At 73.9% G+C, this 17074-nt stretch carries 15 protein-coding genes; 5 read left to right on the top strand and 10 right to left on the bottom strand.

Annotated elements, in window-relative coordinates; genetic code table 11:
- Positions 1-64: 64 nt before the first annotated feature.
- Entirely contained in the window at positions 65-946 is an 882-nt protein-coding gene (locus tag IEY82_RS20435; RefSeq protein ID WP_189125761.1) for a diacylglycerol/lipid kinase family protein, read from the top strand.
- Here IEY82_RS20435 and IEY82_RS20430 read toward each other — a convergent pair.
- The 3 genes from IEY82_RS20430 to IEY82_RS20420 all read right to left on the bottom strand — a co-directional run bounded on the left by IEY82_RS20430 (position 943) and on the right by IEY82_RS20420 (position 5079).
- On the bottom strand, positions 943-3414 hold the full coding sequence (locus IEY82_RS20430; RefSeq protein WP_189125760.1) for an alpha/beta fold hydrolase: 2472 nt from the start codon (positions 3412-3414) through the stop codon (positions 943-945). The genes IEY82_RS20435 and IEY82_RS20430 overlap by 4 nt on opposite strands.
- A gap of 3 nt (positions 3415-3417) precedes the next feature.
- Positions 3418-4374 carry a D-2-hydroxyacid dehydrogenase gene (locus tag IEY82_RS20425; RefSeq protein WP_189125759.1) on the bottom strand — a complete coding sequence of 319 codons (957 nt, stop codon included), beginning with the start codon at positions 4372-4374 and terminating at the stop codon, positions 3418-3420.
- Between the two features lie 126 nt (positions 4375-4500).
- Positions 4501-5079 carry a 1,2-dihydroxy-3-keto-5-methylthiopentene dioxygenase gene (locus IEY82_RS20420; RefSeq protein ID WP_189125758.1) on the bottom strand — a complete coding sequence of 193 codons (579 nt, stop codon included), beginning with the start codon at positions 5077-5079 and terminating at the stop codon, positions 4501-4503.
- 86 nt (positions 5080-5165) lie between these two features.
- Between IEY82_RS20420 and IEY82_RS20415 the strand changes: the two genes are divergently transcribed.
- The 4 genes from IEY82_RS20415 to mtnK are packed head-to-tail and all read left to right on the top strand — an operon-like array spanning position 5166 to position 10100.
- The gene (locus IEY82_RS20415) at positions 5166-6254 is read left to right on the top strand and encodes a substrate-binding domain-containing protein (protein WP_189125757.1); all 1089 of its coding nucleotides are present in this window, start codon (positions 5166-5168) and stop codon (positions 6252-6254) included.
- The gene (locus IEY82_RS20410) at positions 6251-7819 is read left to right on the top strand and encodes a sugar ABC transporter ATP-binding protein (protein ID WP_189125756.1); all 1569 of its coding nucleotides are present in this window, start codon (positions 6251-6253) and stop codon (positions 7817-7819) included. The genes IEY82_RS20415 and IEY82_RS20410 overlap by 4 nt, the downstream gene beginning before the upstream one ends.
- Positions 7816-8871, top strand: a complete 1056-nt coding sequence (locus IEY82_RS20405; protein ID WP_189125755.1) for an ABC transporter permease — start codon at positions 7816-7818, stop codon at positions 8869-8871. Before IEY82_RS20410 ends, IEY82_RS20405 begins: the two co-directional genes overlap by 4 nt.
- A gap of 5 nt (positions 8872-8876) precedes the next feature.
- Positions 8877-10100, top strand: coding sequence for an S-methyl-5-thioribose kinase (mtnK, locus tag IEY82_RS20400; protein ID WP_225263466.1), 1224 nt, complete (start codon positions 8877-8879; stop codon positions 10098-10100).
- A 48-nt stretch (positions 10101-10148) separates the two neighbouring features.
- Here the strand turns inward: mtnK and mtnB are convergent, their stop codons facing one another.
- From mtnB to IEY82_RS20365, 7 genes are read right to left on the bottom strand one after another with little or no spacing between them, the layout of a single operon-like run.
- Positions 10149-10769, bottom strand: coding sequence for a methylthioribulose 1-phosphate dehydratase (gene mtnB, locus IEY82_RS20395; RefSeq protein WP_225263425.1), 621 nt, complete (start codon positions 10767-10769; stop codon positions 10149-10151).
- Entirely contained in the window at positions 10766-11452 is a 687-nt protein-coding gene (mtnC, locus tag IEY82_RS20390) for an acireductone synthase (RefSeq protein WP_189125753.1), read from the bottom strand. The genes mtnB and mtnC overlap by 4 nt, the downstream gene beginning before the upstream one ends.
- Positions 11449-12405 carry a nucleoside hydrolase gene (locus tag IEY82_RS20385; protein ID WP_189125752.1) on the bottom strand — a complete coding sequence of 319 codons (957 nt, stop codon included), beginning with the start codon at positions 12403-12405 and terminating at the stop codon, positions 11449-11451. The genes mtnC and IEY82_RS20385 overlap by 4 nt, the downstream gene beginning before the upstream one ends.
- Complete coding sequence (locus IEY82_RS20380; protein ID WP_189125751.1) at positions 12402-13430, bottom strand: s-methyl-5-thioribose-1-phosphate isomerase; 1029 nt, start codon at positions 13428-13430, stop codon at positions 12402-12404. The genes IEY82_RS20385 and IEY82_RS20380 overlap by 4 nt, the downstream gene beginning before the upstream one ends.
- Positions 13427-14317 carry an ABC transporter permease gene (locus tag IEY82_RS20375; RefSeq protein ID WP_225263423.1) on the bottom strand — a complete coding sequence of 297 codons (891 nt, stop codon included), beginning with the start codon at positions 14315-14317 and terminating at the stop codon, positions 13427-13429. Before IEY82_RS20375 ends, IEY82_RS20380 begins: the two co-directional genes overlap by 4 nt.
- On the bottom strand, positions 14314-15447 hold the full coding sequence (locus IEY82_RS20370; RefSeq protein ID WP_189125750.1) for an ABC transporter permease: 1134 nt from the start codon (positions 15445-15447) through the stop codon (positions 14314-14316). Before IEY82_RS20370 ends, IEY82_RS20375 begins: the two co-directional genes overlap by 4 nt.
- Complete coding sequence (locus IEY82_RS20365) at positions 15444-17072, bottom strand: ABC transporter ATP-binding protein (RefSeq protein WP_189125749.1); 1629 nt, start codon at positions 17070-17072, stop codon at positions 15444-15446. The genes IEY82_RS20370 and IEY82_RS20365 overlap by 4 nt, the downstream gene beginning before the upstream one ends.
- Between the last annotated feature and the right edge of the window lie 2 nt (positions 17073-17074).

The following is a 17074-nucleotide window of genomic DNA, read 5'->3' as shown; positions in this document are numbered from 1 at the left end:
GAGTCCTCCTCCGACGCGCCGAAGAAGATCCGGTGAAAACCGCGCCGGAGGGTAGTCCCGGTGCATGTCTCCCACCATCGCGGTCGTCGCGCATCGCAAGAAGACCCTCGGCGCGGGCCTGGACAGGCTGCGCGTCCTGATCAGTGAGCAGGACGTCGGTGACCTGCTCTGGTACGAGGTGCCCAAGAGCAAGAAGGCGCCGAAGAAGGTTCGCAGGGCGCTGAAGGAGGGCGCCGAGCTGGTGTTCGTCTGGGGCGGTGACGGCATGGTGCAGCGGTGCTCCGACGTGCTGGCCGGCTCCGGCGTGCCGATGGCGATCCTTCCCGCGGGCACCGGCAACCTGTTCGCCACCAACCTCGGCATCCCCGCCGACCTGGAGGAGGCGGTCCGCATCGGCTTCGAGGGCCGGCGCGAGCGGCTTGACCTCGGGGTGGTGAACGGCGAGCACTTCGCGGTGATGGCCGGGGCCGGGTTCGAGGCCGAGATGATCGCCGACGCCGACGGGCAGGCCAAGAGCCGGCTCGGCAAGCTGAGTTACGTCAAGGCGGCCATCCGGCACGTGGGCGGGCCGCTGGTGCCGATGCGGATCAAGGTCGACGGGGAGCCCTGGTTCGACGGCGAGGCGAGCTGCCTGCTGCTGGGCAACGTGGGCACGATCGCCGGCGGCGTCGAGGCGTTCGACGACGCCCGGCCCGACGACGGCTGGCTGGAGGTGGGCGTCTCCACCGCCCAGGGGCCGGTCCAGTGGGCCCGGGTGCTCGGCCGCATGGCGACCGGCCGCTCCGAGGACTCGCCGCTGGTCCGGATCACCCGCGCCCGCAAGGTCTCCGCCCGCTTCGGCAGGCCGCTGCTGTACGAACTCGACGGCGGCGAGCGCGAGGCCACCGACCGACTCAAGGCCAGAGCCGTGCCGGGCGGGCTGACCGTCTGCCTGCCCCTGACCTAGGCGCCGCCGAGTTCGGCGGCGAGCAGGGCCTTGAGGCGGTCCTGGCTCACCTTGAGCGACGGCGTCCGGGGCAGGGCGTCGACCACGACGAACGCCGTCGGCACCTGGTAGGCGGGCAGCCGGCCGCGAACCCACGCGGTCAGCGACTCGGGGTCGAGCGCCGCCCCGCGGGCGACCTCCACCGCCGCCACGGGCACCTCGCCGAGCCGCCGATCCGGCAGGCCGACGACCGCCGCGTCACGCACCGACGGATGCTCCTTGACGACCTCGGCGACCATCCCGGTCGAGATCTTGAACCCGCCGCGGATGATGACGTCGTCGGTCCGGCCGACGACCCAGACGAAGCCGTCGCCGTCGACGCGCGCGAGGTCGGTCGTCTCCTGCCAGGTGCCGGGCTCCGCGCCCGACTGCGCGGAGCGGACGTCCAGCCGGCCGACCTCGCCGGGCGGCAGGAGCTCACCGCTCTCCTGGTGCCTGACCCGGACCTCGACGCCCGGGTGCACCCGTCCGACGCTGCCGCGCTTCGCCTCACGGAACTCCTGCCGGTCCTTGAGCGTCCACCCCGCGATCCCGCCGGCGAACTCGGTCGCGCCGTACACGACCAGGACCGCGACGTCGTACCTCTCCTCGAACCGCTCGGCCATGTCCGGGCTGAGCGGCGCGGTCCCGCAGACCACGACGCGCACGTGCGTGAACACCTCCGGGGCGACGTCCGCGTCCAGGATCATCGCCAGCGACGCCGGGGTGAGGGCCAGCACGTGCGCGTCGTACGCGCTGACCAGCCGTACGAGCCCGTCGACCGTGAACTTCTCCAGCATCGCCACGGCGCGGCCGTCGAGCAGGTTGAGCAGCAGCCGGAACAGCCCGCTGGTGTGCAGGAGGGGCGCCACCAGGATCGCGACCCCGGAGCGGAGCCGCGCCTGCCACGGCCGCCCCGACTCGTAGTGCGCCGCGCCGGCGAAGCTGGCCTCCAGGTTGCGGAAGCCGACCGGGACGCGCTTCGGCGGGCCGGTCGTGCCGCTGGTCAGCATGCTCACCGCGACTCCCGGCTGCGCCCGCGCGCCGATCTCGGCGGGCGTCAGCGAGCATTCGGTGACCACCTCGACCTGGCGCGGATCATCCGATCGCACCGACAGCCCGAGCACGCCGGCCGCGCGGGCCGCGGCCCGCAGGCCCTCGTCCGCCCAGTCCTCCTCGTCGGCCACCACGGCCACCAGGTCGAGGGTCGCGACGTCCCGGGCCAGGGCGGCCGCCGGCTGCAGGTGGCTGAGCGAGACGATGCCGCGGCGCGACATCAGCGCGCCCGTCACCGCGCCGACCACGCCGGGCCGGTTCCGCATCACGACGCCCACCTTGGCGCCCTCGGGAGCCCCGGCGCGCCGCAGGTGCGTCTCGACCGCGCCGGCGGTCGCGGACAGGTCGCCCCACGTGTGCCACCGGCCGTCCAGTTCGAGCGCCGGGGCCGTGGGATCGACCGCCAGGACGGCTCTCAGCCGTGCCGGCAGGTCGAAGTCCGCCGCGCCGTTCCCACCGGACATGCGCCCTTCCTCCCGTGCTGAGCCTTCCCGCGCTGAGGCCTCCTTCGCGAACGCGTCGTTCTTCAGCGCGACAGGCGCGTCCCAGCGCTCGAACACCGAGCGCAGCGCGGCGACGAGCGGGAGCGGCTGGTCGAGCATGACGTGGTGTCCCGAGTCGGCGATCTCGATGACCGGCAGCGAGCTGCCCACCCGCTCGTGCATCAGGCGGACCGCCGCGGCGCTCGGCAGGCCGTGCTCGGCGCGGATGAACGCCACCTCGCACCGCGGCGGGAACAGCTGAGCGGGGGTCAGGGAGCTCTGGCCGAAGAGACCGGGGTCGAACTTCCAGGTCCAGCCCGCCTCGGTCTCCCGTACGGACGTCTCGGCGAGGTGGTCCACGACGTACTGGAGAGCCCGGCCGACCTCGGGGATGGGGTGGAACCTCGCCATCGCCGCCTCGCGGGTCGGGTAGAGCCGAGGCTGCCGCAGGGCCCGCTGCCGCCGGATGAACATCTCCTCATTCGTGACGTCGCGCACCGCGGAGTCGACGCAGACGACCCCGGCGAGTCGCTCGCCGAACGAGAGCGCCGCCCGCAGCGAGACCAGACCGCCCATGCTGTGGCCGACGAGGATCGGGCGGCCGGCGATCCCCGCGTCGCCCGCGACGTGGCGAACCTGCTCGGCCCAGCTCTCGTGGCTGTAGCGCTCGGCGTGGTCGCTGTCGCCGTGTCCGGACAGATCCAGCGCCACGACGCGGTGCTCGCCGGCGAACTGGGGGGCGACGTGGTCCCACCACCGCGCGTGGGCGGCCCCGCCGTGCACGAACACGATGCCCGGCCGGCCCTTCCGGCCCCAGGCCCGGTAACGGATCCGGGTCCCGGCGACGACCACGTCGCCCTCGTCGGCCGGACACGCCAGCGCTTCGCGGAACCAGGAGGGAACAGTGCGCATGACCTAGTACCCCTGTGCGGGGTCGACGGGATTGACGACCGGTTCGCCGGACTCGACGCGCCGGACGTTCTCGGCGAACAGATGGGCCAGGCGCGCCGGGTAGTCCGGGGAGCGCCACGACACGTGCGGCGTGAGGATGGTGTTGGGCGCGCCCCACAGCGGGCTGGTGACCGGCAGCGGCTCGCTTTCGAACACGTCGAGCGCGGCGCCGCCGAGGGAGCCCGCGCGCAGCCTGACGGCCAGCGCGTCCTCGTCGACGACCTCGCCGCGCGAGACGTTGACGATCAGGCAGCCGGGACGGCATCCGTCGAGGACGGCGGCGTCCAGCAGCCGCCGCGTCCGCGCCGTCGCGGGGACCGCCATGACGATGGCGTCGGCCCGCGCGGCCAGCTCCGCGAAGCGGTCGGCGCCGTGCGTCTCGTCGAACTCCGCGACCGGGCCCGTGGTCCGGCGGACCCCGATCACCCGCATGCCGAGCGCCCTGCCGCGCTTGGCCACCTCGCGCCCCACCGGTCCGGCGCCCACCACGAGGAGGGTCGTGCCCGAGACCGGCATCGGCGGGTGCCGCCGCCACTCGCGGGCCCGCTGGCTGGCCAGCGCGTCGGGCACCCGCTTCGCCAGGGCGAGGAGCGTCGCGATCGCGAACTCGGCCATGGCCGGCGCGGACAGGCCCCGCGCGTTGGCCACCCGCACGTCCGGCGACAGGCCCTTCGCCGGGAGCAGGCTGTCGACGCCCGAGCCGATGAGATGGACGAGCCGGAGCCGCCCGGCCACGGACCAGTCCTCCACCGGCATGTCGAAGCCGAGGACGGCCTCGACGCGGTGGAGTTCGGCGGCGAACTCCGGCGCCGTCCGGCAGGCCACCACCTCGCGACCGCCGAGGGCGTCCTTCGCGGCCGCCAGCGCATCGATGGCGAACCCGCCGTAGCAGTGCACCCTCTCGATCCCGCCGACGCGCATCGATCCGTTCCCGCCGAAAGTCGATGATCTGTGACGCCATCAATACTATTATATAAAAGTTAGCGAGATCAACCTCGCTCGGCGCCCCGTGGCCGGGAACCCGTCACGGGCCGCGCGATGGCCGGATCAGGAGCGGCCGGCGGCGATGGTGTCGTAGTCGGGGATGCGCGAGGCGATGGAGTCGCCGGTGAAGTCGCCGACCCAGCCGTCGTCGTCGTGGAAGAACCGGATCGCGGTGAAGTCGGGCGTGGTGCCCATGTCGAACCAGTGCGTGGTCTTCGCGGGCACGCTGAGCAGGTCGCCGGGCTCGCACAGCACGGCGTGCACCTTGCCGCCGACGTGCAGGTAGAAGATGCCGGAGCCGCTGACGAAGAAGCGCACCTCGTCGTCGTCGTGGGTGTGCTCGTTGAGGAACTTGGCGCGGGCCGCGGCGGCGCGCTCGGCCCAGTCGGGGGTGTCGTCGGGGTGGAGCTGGGCGACGTCGACGAAGGTGTAGCCCTCCTCGGCGACGACCTTGGCCACCTGGTCGCGGTAGGCCTCGAGGATCTCGTCCTGCCCGGCGTCATCGGCGAGGCCGTCGACGACCGGCCAGTGGCGCAGCCGAACGTCGATCTCCTTGAGGGCGGCGGCGACCTCCGCCGGGTCCTCGGTGCGCAGCAGGGTCTCGGGGGCGTCGGCGTCCGTGTACACGGTCAGGTATGTCATACCCTGATTGTGCTACCAACCGGACAGTGGTACAAATCCTACAGGAAAAGTAGACAATTGCGGTGACCTGCGCTTAGCATCCCCATGTGATCCGTGCAAGACATATCGGAGCCGCTTTCGCGCTGAGCGTTCTCGCGCTCGCCGGCTGCTCCCAGGGAACGACCGCTGCCGCCCCCGCCACCTCCGCGCCCCCGCCGAGCCCTCAGTCGGCGCCGACGGCCGCCGTGCCCACCGAGTTCGCGTCCGGCGACGTACGGATCGCGCTGGTCCGGCAGCTCTCCTCAGGCGACTACTTCGAGCAGTGGCTGGCCGGAGCCGAAGCCGAGGCCAAGGCGCTGAACGTACGGCTGGAGATCTCCAGCGGCGACGGCAACAACGACAAGCAGGCCCTCAACCTGGAGCAGGCCGTCAACCAGAAGGCCGACGCGATCATCGTCGACCACGGCTTCGCCCAGACGGTGCAGCCCGCCGTCAAGAAGGCCGCCGACGCCGGCATCCCGCTGGTCGCCTTCGACGTCGACCCCGGCACCCCCAAGGCCGTCGTGCTCTCCCAGGACGACCACCAGATCGCCGAGCAGGCGCTCGGAGCGCTCAAGGCCGACACCGGCGGCAGCGGCGAGGTCGTCTACGTGTACGTGGCCGGGTTCGCCCCGCTCGACCGGCGCGACGAGACCTGGACCCAGTTCAAGAAGGACAACCCGGGCATCAAGCAGGTCGCGCAGATCGGCGTGGTCAACAGCTCCACCGCGTCCGCCGTCGCCGACCAGGCCAAGGCCGCCCTCCAGGCCAACCCGGACGTGAAGGCGATCTTCGCCCCGTACGACGAGTTCGCCAAGGGCGCCACGCTCGCGATCAAGGAACTCGGCCTCCAGGACAAGATCAAGGTCTACGGCGCGGACATCTCGACCGCCGACATCGGCGTCATGACCGAGCCGAACAGCCCGTGGGTGGCCACCTCCACGACCGACCCGTCCAACGTCGGCCGAGTCGCCGTCCGCGCCGCCGCCCTGCTCGTCGCCGGGGAGAAGGTCGGCCCCGAGCTGAAGGTGCCGCCGGCCCTGGTCACGCAGCGGCAACTGCGCGACGGCGCGATCACCAACATCGAGCAGCTCACCCAGGCCATCCCCGCCCTGAACACGCCGGACGTGGCCCGCGTCCCCTGGGCAGCGTCGTGACCGAGCCCGCGATCGCGGTGTCCGGGCTGTCCAAGACCTACGGCGCGACCCGGGCCCTCGACGGGGTCACGCTGGACGTGCGGCCCGGCGAGATCGCCGGGCTGATCGGCACCAACGGCGCGGGCAAGTCCACCCTGATCAAGGTGCTCTCCGGAGCCACCCGGCCGAGCGCGGGCACGCTCACGCTCGGCGGGCGCCGCTTCGCGCCGGGCAGCCCGCTCGACGCCCAGGCGGCCGGCGTGCAGACCGTGCACCAGAACATCGACGACGGCGTCGTCTTCGGCACCACGGTGGCCGAGAACCTCACCCTCGACTCCATCGCCCGGAGCGGCGGCTGGTTCACCACGCGCCGCTCCATCGTGACGCGGGCCCGGTCGATCGCCGAGGCGGCCCGGCTCTCGCTGCCGCTCGACGCGCCGGTCGAGACGCTGCCCGCCAGCGCGCGCCAGCAGATCGTGCTCGCCCGCGCCCTGTCACGCCAGGCGCGCCTGCTCATCCTGGACGAGCCCACCTCGACGCTCTCCACGAGGGAGGCCGACGCCCTGGCCGTCAAGGTGCGCGAGGCCGCCGCGTCGGGGGTCGCCGTCCTGTACGTGTCGCACCGCCTGGCCGAGATCGAGTCGCTGTGCGACCGCGTGATCGTCCTGCGCGACGGCCGGGTGAGCCGGACCTTCACCGCCCCGCTCACCCGCGCGGCCATCGTCGGGGCCATGCTCGGCGAGTTCGCCGCGCCCGCCACAGCCTTGGCCACGGCTTCCGCCACCGCCACCGAGGCCGCCACGCCGGGCGACAGGGGAGCGGTCGTGCTGACCGCCACCGGGATCCGGATCGCCCCCGGCCGGGAGGCGTTCGACCTGGAGGTTCGCGAGGGCGAGGTGCTCGGCGTCACCGGGCTGGTCGGAGCGGGCAAGACCGAGCTGCTCGAACAGCTCGGCGGCGCCCGGCCGCTCGTCTCCGGCGAGCTGCGGCTCGACGGCGCGCCGTACCGGCCCGGGGATCCGCACGCGGCGATCGCGGCCGGTGTCGCGTTCGCCGCCGAGGAGCGCGCCGCCCAGGCCATCGTGCCCGGCTGGTCCGTGCGGGCGCACGTGTCGCTGCCCATGCTCCGCGCGCACAGCCGCGGCGGCCTGCTCCACCGCCGCTCGGAGGCCGCCGCGGCCCGCCGCGTCACCGATCGCTTCGGCGTTCGCGGTTCCGGGACGGAGGCGCCCATCGAGACCCTGTCCGGCGGCAACCAGCAGAAGGTCGTGGTCGGCCGCTGGCTGGAGGCGGCGCCGCGCGTCCTGCTGCTCGACGAGCCGTTCCGGGGCGTGGACGTCGGCGCGCGCGCCGACATCGGCCGGGTGGTCCGCGAGGCCGCCGGCATGGCGGTGGTGGTCGCCTCGTCCGACCCGCAGGAGATCGTCGAGCTGGCCGACCGGGTCCTGGTGCTGCACGACGGCACGCCGACCGGCGAGCTGGCCGTCGCGGAGGCCACCGCCGAGCGCCTGGCGGCCCTCATGTCGGGGACCGGGACGTCGGCGACCATGCCGGCGGCCGAGGCGCCGACGGGAGGAGCGGCATGACGGCGGCCGGACAGCGGACCGCGGACGTCGACGGCGGCGCCCGCCCGACCGGCGCGCGGGGCGCGAAGGCGGCCTCGCTCGCCTACCGGTACGGGCTGGTCGTGGTGCTCGTGGCGATGCTGGTGATCTTCGCGGTGCTCCGGCCCGCGTTCGGCACCTTCGCCAACGCGCTCATCGTGCTGCAGTCGGTGGCGGTCGTCGGCGTGGTCGCGCTCGGCGTCACCGTCTCGATGACCACCGGCGGCTTCGACCTGTCCGCCGGAGCCTGCGTCGGCGCGGTCGTGATGGTGACCGCGCTCGCCATGGTCAGGTTCAACCTCACCGGCGCCACCGCGATCGTCGCCGGCCTGGTGACGGGGCTGCTCGTGGCCGGGGTCAACGCGCTGCTCACGGTGGTGGCGCGGGTGCCCGACCTGGTGGCCACGCTCGGCACGATGTTCCTCTTCCAGGGGCTCGCGCTGATCCTCACCTCCGGCCAGTCGGTCTCGGCGGGCATGACCGTGGACGGCACGCCGGCGCCCGGCCGCTACACCGAGGGGTTCGCCTGGCTCGGCGGCGGCAGGATCGGGCCCGTCCCGGTGCCCGTGGTGATCTTCGCGCTGCTCGCCGTCGCCGTGTACGTGCTGCTCAACCACACCCGCTGGGGCCGGGCGCTCTACGCGATCGGCGGCAACGCCGAGGCGGCCAGGCTCGCCGGCATCCGGGTCGCCCGCTACCGGGCGCTCGCCTACGTCGTGTCCGGACTGTGCGCGGCGGTCGCCGGGATCATGCTGTCCGCCCGGCTGGGCCGGGGAGACGTGGGAGCGGGCGACCCGTACCTGCTCCAGTCGGTGGCCGCGGCGCTCATCGGCTTCGCCGTGCTGGGCGCCAACCGGCCCAACGCGCTGGGTACCGTCGTGGGGGCGTTGTTCATCGGGGTGATGATCAACGGCATGACGATGCTCAACGCCCCCTACTACGCACAGACCTTCGTCCAGGGAGCGCTGCTCGTGGGCGCGCTCGTCGTCAGCTACACCCTGACGCCCGGACGTGGAGAGAGGAGCCTCCGTTGACCCTGGTGGCGGACGCGGGGCAGTCGTACGAACTGCTCAACGTCGAGAACGTGCCCGCCTACATCGCCGGCCGGCCCGCGCTGGCCCGGCTCGTCGACCCCGCGCGCATCACGCGGGTCCGCGAGGTAGGCGACGGCAACATGAACCTCGTGTTCGCCGTCGAGGCCGAGGACGGGCCGGGCGTGGTGCTCAAGCAGTCGATGCCGTACGTGCGCGTCGACCCCGACTGGCCCATCACCCCCGACCGCAACCGGATCGAGGCGACCGTGCTCGCGGCGCACGGCGCGGCGGCGCCCGGCCTGGTGCCCGCGCTGTACGACGTCGACGAGACCAGGCACGTGGTGGCCCTGGAGAACCTGTCCGACCACCAGGTGTGGCGGGGACGGCTCAACGAGGGCCTGCGCGACGAGGGAGTGGCCGGCGACCTCGGGCGCTACGTGGCCCGGGTGGGCTTCGGCACGTCGGTGTTCGGTCTGGGCGCCGAGGCGCACAAGGCGGGGCTGGCCGCGTCGGTCAATCCGGAGCTGTGCGAGATCACCGAGGACCTCGTCTTCACCGAGCCGTACATCGAGCACGAGCACAACCGGATCCTGCCCGCCAACGAGCCGGACGTGGCGGCCTACGCGGGCGACCCCGGGGTGCGCACCGCCATCGGGCTGGCCAAGCTGGCGTTCATGACGCACGCCGAGGCGCTCATCCACGGCGACCTGCACACCGGGTCCGTCCTCGTCCGCGCCGAGGGACCCGGCGTCGCCCGCTCGACGCGCGCGTTCGACGTCGAGTTCGCCTTCTACGGTCCGGTCGGGTTCGACATCGGGGCGCTGTGGGGCAACTACGTGCTGGCCGCGGCGCGCGGTTTCGCGCTCGGCGACGAGGAGCACGCGGCGTGGGCGCTCGGGCTGGCCACGCGGACCTGGGAGGCGTTCGAGGCGGAGTTCACCGCCCTGTGGCCGGAGCGCGCCGATCCGCGCGTCTACGGCGACGGCGTCCTCGCCGCCTACCTCGCCAAGGTCCACGCCGACGCGGCGGCGTTCGGCGCGGCCAAGGCGGCCCGCCGGGTGATCGGCTTCTCCCGCGTCACCGACATCGAGACGCTCCCGGAGGAGCGGCGCGTCAAGGCGATCCGCGGCGTCCTGCACGCCGCCCGCCACCTGCTCACCCGGCCCGCCGACCGGCCGGAGCCGTTGTTCGACCGCGTCGGCGCCCTCCTGTCCGCCGCGGCGTCCTGAGCACGCTCGGCCCAGGCTCCGGCCGCCCGGCCGGGACCTGGGCCGGGGTCAGCGGATGGCGATGGCGTAGGCCAGCAGCCACTCCACGCACTCGGTGATGTGGCGGGCCCGCTTCAGCGTCGGCGCCCAGGTGTAGAGGCCGTGGTCGGCGACGATCACGGCGGGCGTGCGCGGGTCGTAGGCGGCCTCGAAGCGGTCGCCCAGCTCCGTCATGTCCTGGCTGTTGGTGATCACCGGGATGACCACCTCGTCGTCGTGGGCGAGGCGGCCGATGCCCTTGAGGGTCTCGACGTCGCGCAGCCGCACGCCCGCCGGCCAGTGGTGGCCGGCCAGCACCGCGTTCAGCGCGTGCACGTGCACGATCGCGTCGGCGCCGCTCACTCCGGCGATCCGGGCGTGCAGCCCGGCCTCGGCGGAGGGCGTCAGCGGGGCGATGCCGCCGACCTCGACCGGACCGCCGTCCGGCCCGACCACGGCGACGTCGGAGGCGGTGAGCTCACCCTTGTCCAGGCCGCTGGCGGTGACCGCGAGCCGCAGCGGATCGCGGGTCACCACCTCCGACAGGTTGCCCGACGTGCCGCGCATCCAGCCGAACGAGGTGAAGCGGGCGGCCTCGACGGCGAGCCGGGCGCCCGCGTCGAGCACTCCCTGCGTGGTGGGGACGTTCACTTGATCTCCTCGATCTCCTCGAATGACGCGACCACGGGATGGGCGCCGAAGCCGGCCGCCTCGCTCGGCTCTCCCGGCCGGCGCACGCCGGTCGTCCGCCAGCCGGCCGCCGCCGCGGCGTCCAGCTCGGCCGGCACGTCCGACAGGAACAGCAGGTCGCCCGGCGGCGTCCCGAGCGCCTCAGCGATCTTCAGATAGGAGCCCGGCTCCCGCTTCGGCCCCGCGTTGACCGTGTCGAAGTGCCGCTCGACCAGCACCGACAGGTCGCCGGCCGTCGTGTGCCTGAACCACGGCCGCTGGCTCGCGACCGATCCGGAGGAGAACACCGCGAGCCGGCGCCCCTCCTCGTGCCACCGGCGCAGGACGGGCGGCACGTCGGGGAAGAAGTGCGCGGTGAGCTCCCCGGCGGCGAACCCGGCGGCCCAGATCTGCCCCTGCAGCGTCTTCAGCGGCGTCGCCTTGACGTCGCCGTCCATCCAGCCGTGCAGGATCGCCACGGTCTCCTCCGCCGTGGCGCCGCCGGTCTCCGCCACGGCCGCGGTCACGTCGGGGTCGTCGCGGTGCGCGTCGATCCACGGGCCGAGCCGGGGACGGGCATAGGCGTAGAGCCCCACGTGGACGGACTCGGTCGAGCTCGTCGTGCCCTCGATGTCCAGCACGATCCAGCTGGGCGGGTTGCTCATCGGGTCAGCACCTCCACGAAATCGGCGACGAAGCGCGGCGCGTCGACCGCGGTGATCACCCGCGTGTCGGGCGCCGGCTCGTACGGGAAGGACGGCGGCAGGCCGTCGTGGGTGCGCATCAGCCGCGCCCTCGACATGAAGCCGTCACTCATGATGTTGACAGGCCCGTCGGCCCAGGCGGTGGCGAAGCCCCGGTCCAGCAGGATGCCGGCGGCCAGCGGGTCGTGCAGCGGGATGATCCGGCGGCCCCACTCGTTCTGGTAGAAGTCCATGTAGGAGTCCAGGATCGCCACGGCGAACCTCGCCTTCGGCGTGTCCGTGGCCCGCAGCGCGGCGATGGCCCGCTCGTGCAGGATGGTCGTCCCGGTGACGTTGACGCCGACCATCACCAGCTCGGCGCGCGGCGCGGCGAAGACCGCGGCGGCCGCGACCGGGTCGTTGGCGATGTTCGCGTCGACCATCAGCACCGTGCCGGGCGGAGCGTACGGCCCCGACCCGCCCATCAGCACCACCGACCGATACCTCGTGAGCAGGTCCGGGTCGATGCGCAGCGCCTCACCCAGGTTGGTCAGCGGCCCGAGGGCCAGCAGGTCCAGCTCGCCCGGCTGCTCGGCCGCCAGCCGTACCAGCAGCTCGGCGGCGCTCTCGCCGGTGACCTCGGGCAGCGGCCGGTCGTAGCCGAGGTCACCGAGGCCGTCCTTGCCGTGCACGTAGCCGGCGATGCGCGCGACTCCGGCCAGCGGCTCGGCCGCGCCGCGCGCCACCGGCACGTCCAGGCCGAGCAGCCCGTTCACGTAGCCGATGTTGCGCACCGCGTCCTCCTCGACGCAGTTGCCGAACACCGAGGTGACCGCGACGATCTCGGCGTCGCGCCGCCCGGCGAGGTAGAGCAGGGTGTGGGCGTCGTCGATGCCGGTGTCGGTGTCCACGACAATCCGTCGCGTCTCGGTCATACTGCCTCTTTTACGTGTTCGGGACGGTAGACGCCGCGTTCGGTCACGATGCGGGTGACCAGGCGCGGCGGGGTGGTGTCGAAGGCGGGGTAGTAGCCGGCGACGCCCTCGGCGGCGGTGCGGGCGCCGAGCACGCTCAGCACCTCGTCGCCGTCGCGGTGCTCGATCTCGACGTCGGCCGCGCCGGGCGCGAGCGGGTCGGGCGCCTGCACCAGCACGTAGAACGGCACCCCGAACTCCCGCGCGGCGAGCGCCACGCCCAGCGTGCCGACCTTGTTGACCACGTGCCCGTCGAGCGTCACCCGGTCGGCGGCGACCAGCGCCACGTCGGCGAGCCCGTCGGCCAGGGCGGCGGCGACCATGCCGTCGGTGATCAGCGTGGGCCGGTAGCCCATCTCCACCAGCGTCGCCGCCGTGAGCCTGGCGCCCTGCAGGTAGGGGCGGGTCTCGGTGCAGACGAACTCCAGCCGCTTGCCCGCCTCGCGGGCCGCCTCGACGGTCGCGATCAGGTAGGCGTCGGCCCAGCAGTGGGTCAGCACCCGAGCGCCGTCGTGGAGCAGGCCCGCGGCGTGCCGGCCGAGCGCCGCGCTGCGTGCCCGGTAGGCCGCGTCGTGCCCGGCCGCCGCCACCTCGACGGCGCCGGCCAGCTCCTCGCCGGACGCCTGCGCGAGCGGCCCGTCGGCCGTGTCGTCCAGGATCGCGCGCACGGCGTCACGGATGTGGTTGTTCGTCGGCCGGGTCGCGATCAGCCGGGCGCCCGCCGCCCGCAGCCGCTCGGCCGCCGCGCCGGGCGGCTCGTGCCGCGCCTCCCGGGCGGCCAGGACCATGCCGGCCGTGGTCGCGTACAGCGGGCCCGAGCTCTGCGTGACCATCCGCTCGATGGCCACCGCGACGTCCTCGCTGGTCGCGCAGCGCACCCAGCGCCGCTCGAACGGGTAGACGCGGCGGTCGAGGATCTCCACCGCGTCGCCCGCGAAGCGGACGGAGTGGGCCAGCGCGGGGGTTCCCGTCCCGGATCCGGTCAAGAGATCTCCTTCGGGCGCCGCCTGGCCGCCACACCGGCCAGGATCAGCGCGAACAATGTGATCACGTACGGTGCGGAGTCGGCCGCCTGCTGCGGCAGCCCCACCCCCTGGAGCCGGAAGCCCACGGCCTCGGCGACGCCGAACAGCAGGCAGGCGAGCAGCACCCGCCAGGGGAGCACGCCGCCCAGCATGACGGCGACCACCGCCACCCAGCCGCGCCCCGCGCTCATGCCCTCGCTGAACAGCGTCACGTTGCCGAGCGCGAGCTGCGCGCCGGCCAGCCCGCACAGCGCGCCGGCCGCCAGCACGACGCCGTGCCGGTAGCCGCCGACCTTCAGGCCGAGCGCGGCGGCGGCCGCCTGGTGCTGGCCGATGCCGCGCAGCCGCAGCCCGGAACGGGTCCGGCGCAGCCACCACCCGACGACGGCCACCAGCACGAACGCGAGCAGCACCAGCGGCGACTGCGATCCGAGCACCGGCACGTCGAGCCCCAGCTCGGCGAGGGTCGGCAGCCCGGCAAGGTCGGGCGAGCTGTAGGTGCCGCCGCTGCCGAAGATCTGCCGCATCAGGAACGCGGTCAGCCCCAGGGCCAGCAGGTTGGTGCCCACGGCCACCACGATCGGGTCGGCCCGGAAGGTCACCGAGGCGAGCGAGAGCACCGCCGCGTAGACCAGGGTGACGATCATCGCGCCCACGACGCCCGCCCAGGCGCTGCCGGTCAGGTGGCTGAAGACGACCGCGGTGAACGCGCCCCACAGCAGCTGGCCCTCCAGCGCGATGTTGAACACGCCGGCCACCTGGCAGATCAGCCCGCCGAGCGCGGCCAGCACGACCGGCGTCGTGGCGGTGAGCACGGCGGCCAGGAACGACGCCTCGAAGATGTTCACGCGCCCGCCCCCCGCCGCGCCCTCAGGTGCCGGACGGTCGCGAACACGGCGACGATCACGATGATCAGCCCCTGTACGATCTGCGTGAGCTGGCTGGGCACCCCGGCCTCGCGTTCCATTCCCTGGCCGCCCACCTGCAGCACGGTCAGCAGCGCCACGGCGAACGGCACGGCGATCGGCCGCGCGGTCGCCAGCAGCACCGCGGCCACGGCGGTGAAGGTGTAGCCGGGCGCGGTGAGCGCGCCGTCGACGTACCTGTAGGGCGGGCCGAGCACGATCAGCGCGCCCACCAGGCCGGCGAACGCGCCGCCGCCGGCCAGGGTCACGGCGGCCAGGCGGTTGACGGCCACGCCGCCGTAGCGGGCGAAGTCGCGGTTCTGCCCGGTCGCGCGGATCTCGTAGCCGAGAACGGTCCGCGAGTCGGCGTACAGCCAGGCGACGGTGAGCAGCGCGATGAGCGGCAGCCCGATCGTGACGTAGGAGCTGCCGGCCAGCGCGGGCAGGTGGGTCGCGTCGGGCAGCGGCGGGGTCTGGGCGATGCCGGTGCCCTGCTCGCCCAGCGGGAAGCGGACCAGGTAGGAGGCGAACGCCACGGCCGGGGTGCTGATCAGCAGCGTGGTCACGATGGCGGGAATGCCGAGCCGGGTGCGCAGCGGCGCGGACAGCCCCGCGACCAGCCCGCCGGCCAGCGCGGCGGCGGCCAGCGGCAGCACGACCGCGACCCCGGCCACCATCGGCAGGTGCAGCGCGATCGCGGCGGCCGTGACGCCGCCGATCGCCATCTGGCCGTCGCCGCCGAGGTTGAACTCACAGGCCCGCAGCGGGATCGCGAACGCCAGCGCCATGCCGAGCGTCGGCACGAACGCGGCGATGGTGTATTCCAGGTTGCCGTCGGCCAGGGCGCCCCGCAGCAAGGCCGGATAGGCGAGCGACGGGTCCACCCCGACCGCCAGCATCACCAGCGTGGTCAGCACCAGCGCGCCGCCGATGGCGAGCACCGGCGTCGACAGGACGATCCGGCGCGCCCATCCGAGGACGCGCGCCCCCGGCGACGGCCCGCCGTCTCGCGGCTCTCCGCCCGGGGCGGCGGTCGTGTCGGGCGCGGGCGTGCCGGGCGCGGGCGTGGTCATGCCGGGTCTCCACTCGTGGCCACGGGCGTGGCTCCGGGCGTCGCTTCAGGCGTGGCTTCAGGCGTGGCTCCGGTCGTGGCTCCGGTCGTGGCTCCGGTCATCGCCTGGCCGAGGAGTGCCTCGGTGGCCTCGTCGCCGCTGAACTCGGCGACCACCCGGCCCTCGAACATCACCAGGATCCGGTCCGACAACGCGCGCAGCTCCGACAGCTCGCTCGACTGCACCAGCACCGCCTGACCGCGGTCGCGGGCCTCGGCCAGCAGCGCGTGGATCCGTTCCTGCGCGCCCACGTCCACGCCCTGCGTCGGCTCCTCGACCACGATCACGGGAGTGCGCCGGGACAGCTCGCGGGCCAGCACCGCCTTCTGCGCGTTGCCGCCGGACAGCGCGCCGATGGGCACGTCCACCGACGCCGCGCTGATCGAGAACCTCTCGACCAGGTCGCGTGCCCTGGCCCGGACGGCCGCCCTGGACAGGCCGAGCCGTCCGGTGTGGGAGCCCGGCCGGCGCTGGTCGCCCATGAGGAGGTTCTCCGCCAGTGACATCTCGGACGCGGTGCCCCGCCCGTGGCGGTCTTCGGGCACATAGGCGACCTCGGGGTCCCTGCCGCGTCTCACGGGCGCGTCGCCGAGCAGGACCTGCCCGGAATCACGCGGCCCGGGGACGTTCAGCCCGGTCACCGCGTCGATCAGCTCGCGCTGACCGCTGCCGGCCACGCCGGCGATGCCGACGATCTCGCCGGGCCGCACGCCGAACGACACGCCCGACAGCCGCGCCACGCCGTCGCGGTCGCTCAGGCTGAGGTCGCGCACCTCCAGCGCGTACGCCGCCTCGCGGGGCCCGGTCGTGGACCGGGCGGGTCCGGCGGAGCCGAGGGTGCGGCCGATCATCGCCTGGACGAGTTCGGCGGCGGTGGTGCCGGCCGTGTCGAACCGCCCCGTGACGCGGCCCTGGCGAAGGACGGTGACGCGGTCACCGGCGGTCAGCACCTCGCTGAGCTTGTGCGTCACGAGCAGCACGGACGCGCCGGTGGCGGTCACCGTGCGCAGGACCTCGAACAGCCGGGTGGCCTCGCCGGGGGTGAGCACGGAGGTCGGCTCGTCCAGGATCAGCACCTCGGCGCCCCGGTAGAGCGCCCTGAGGATCTCCACCCGCTGCCGTACGCCGACCGGCAGCGTGCCGACCTGGGCCGCCGGATCGGCCCGCAGACCGTACCGTTCGCCCAGCTCCTCCACCGCGCGCCGGGCCGCGGCCCGGTCGACCGCGCCGCGATGGACGGGTTCCGCGCCGAGCACGACGTTCTCCGCCACGGTCAGCTCGGGGAACAGCCGGAAACGCTGGTGCACCATGCCGAGTCCGTGCGCGATGGCGTCGGCGGGGGAGCGCAGCCGGATGCGTTTCCCGTCGCGCAGCACGTGACCGGCGTCCGGCCGATGCAGGCCGTAGAGCACGGACATCAGGGTGGACTTGCCGGCGCCGTTCTCGCCGACGACGGCGTGGATCTCTCCTCGGGCGACCGCCAGGTCGATCCCGTCGTTGGCGAGCACGGGACCGAACCGTTTGGTGACGCCGACGAGCTCGGCGGCGGGCGCCGCTGAGCCGTCACCGGTGGCGGCGACGCTCACGG

The sequence above is a fragment of the Nonomuraea cavernae genome (genome assembly GCF_014646355.1).
GTDB classification, from domain to species: Bacteria; Actinomycetota; Actinomycetes; order Streptosporangiales; family Streptosporangiaceae; genus Nonomuraea; species Nonomuraea cavernae.
This window is presented reverse-complemented; position numbering and strand designations above follow the sequence as displayed.

Excerpts from the sequence above, each read along its gene's own strand:
- IEY82_RS20405 (WP_189125755.1), top strand. The coding sequence starts at position 7,816 with ATGACGGCGGCCGGACAGCGGACCGCGGACGTCGACGGCGGCGCCCGC.
- IEY82_RS20385 (WP_189125752.1), bottom strand. The coding sequence starts at position 12,405 with ATGACCGAGACGCGACGGATTGTCGTGGACACCGACACCGGCATCGAC.
- IEY82_RS20435 (WP_189125761.1), top strand. The coding sequence starts at position 65 with ATGTCTCCCACCATCGCGGTCGTCGCGCATCGCAAGAAGACCCTCGGC.
- mtnC (WP_189125753.1), bottom strand. The coding sequence starts at position 11,452 with ATGAGCAACCCGCCCAGCTGGATCGTGCTGGACATCGAGGGCACGACG.
- IEY82_RS20430 (WP_189125760.1), bottom strand. The coding sequence starts at position 3,414 with ATGCGCACTGTTCCCTCCTGGTTCCGCGAAGCGCTGGCGTGTCCGGCC.
- IEY82_RS20420 (WP_189125758.1), bottom strand. The coding sequence starts at position 5,079 with ATGACATACCTGACCGTGTACACGGACGCCGACGCCCCCGAGACCCTG.
- IEY82_RS20370 (WP_189125750.1), bottom strand. The coding sequence starts at position 15,447 with ATGACCACGCCCGCGCCCGGCACGCCCGCGCCCGACACGACCGCCGCC.
- IEY82_RS20425 (WP_189125759.1), bottom strand. The coding sequence starts at position 4,374 with ATGCGCGTCGGCGGGATCGAGAGGGTGCACTGCTACGGCGGGTTCGCC.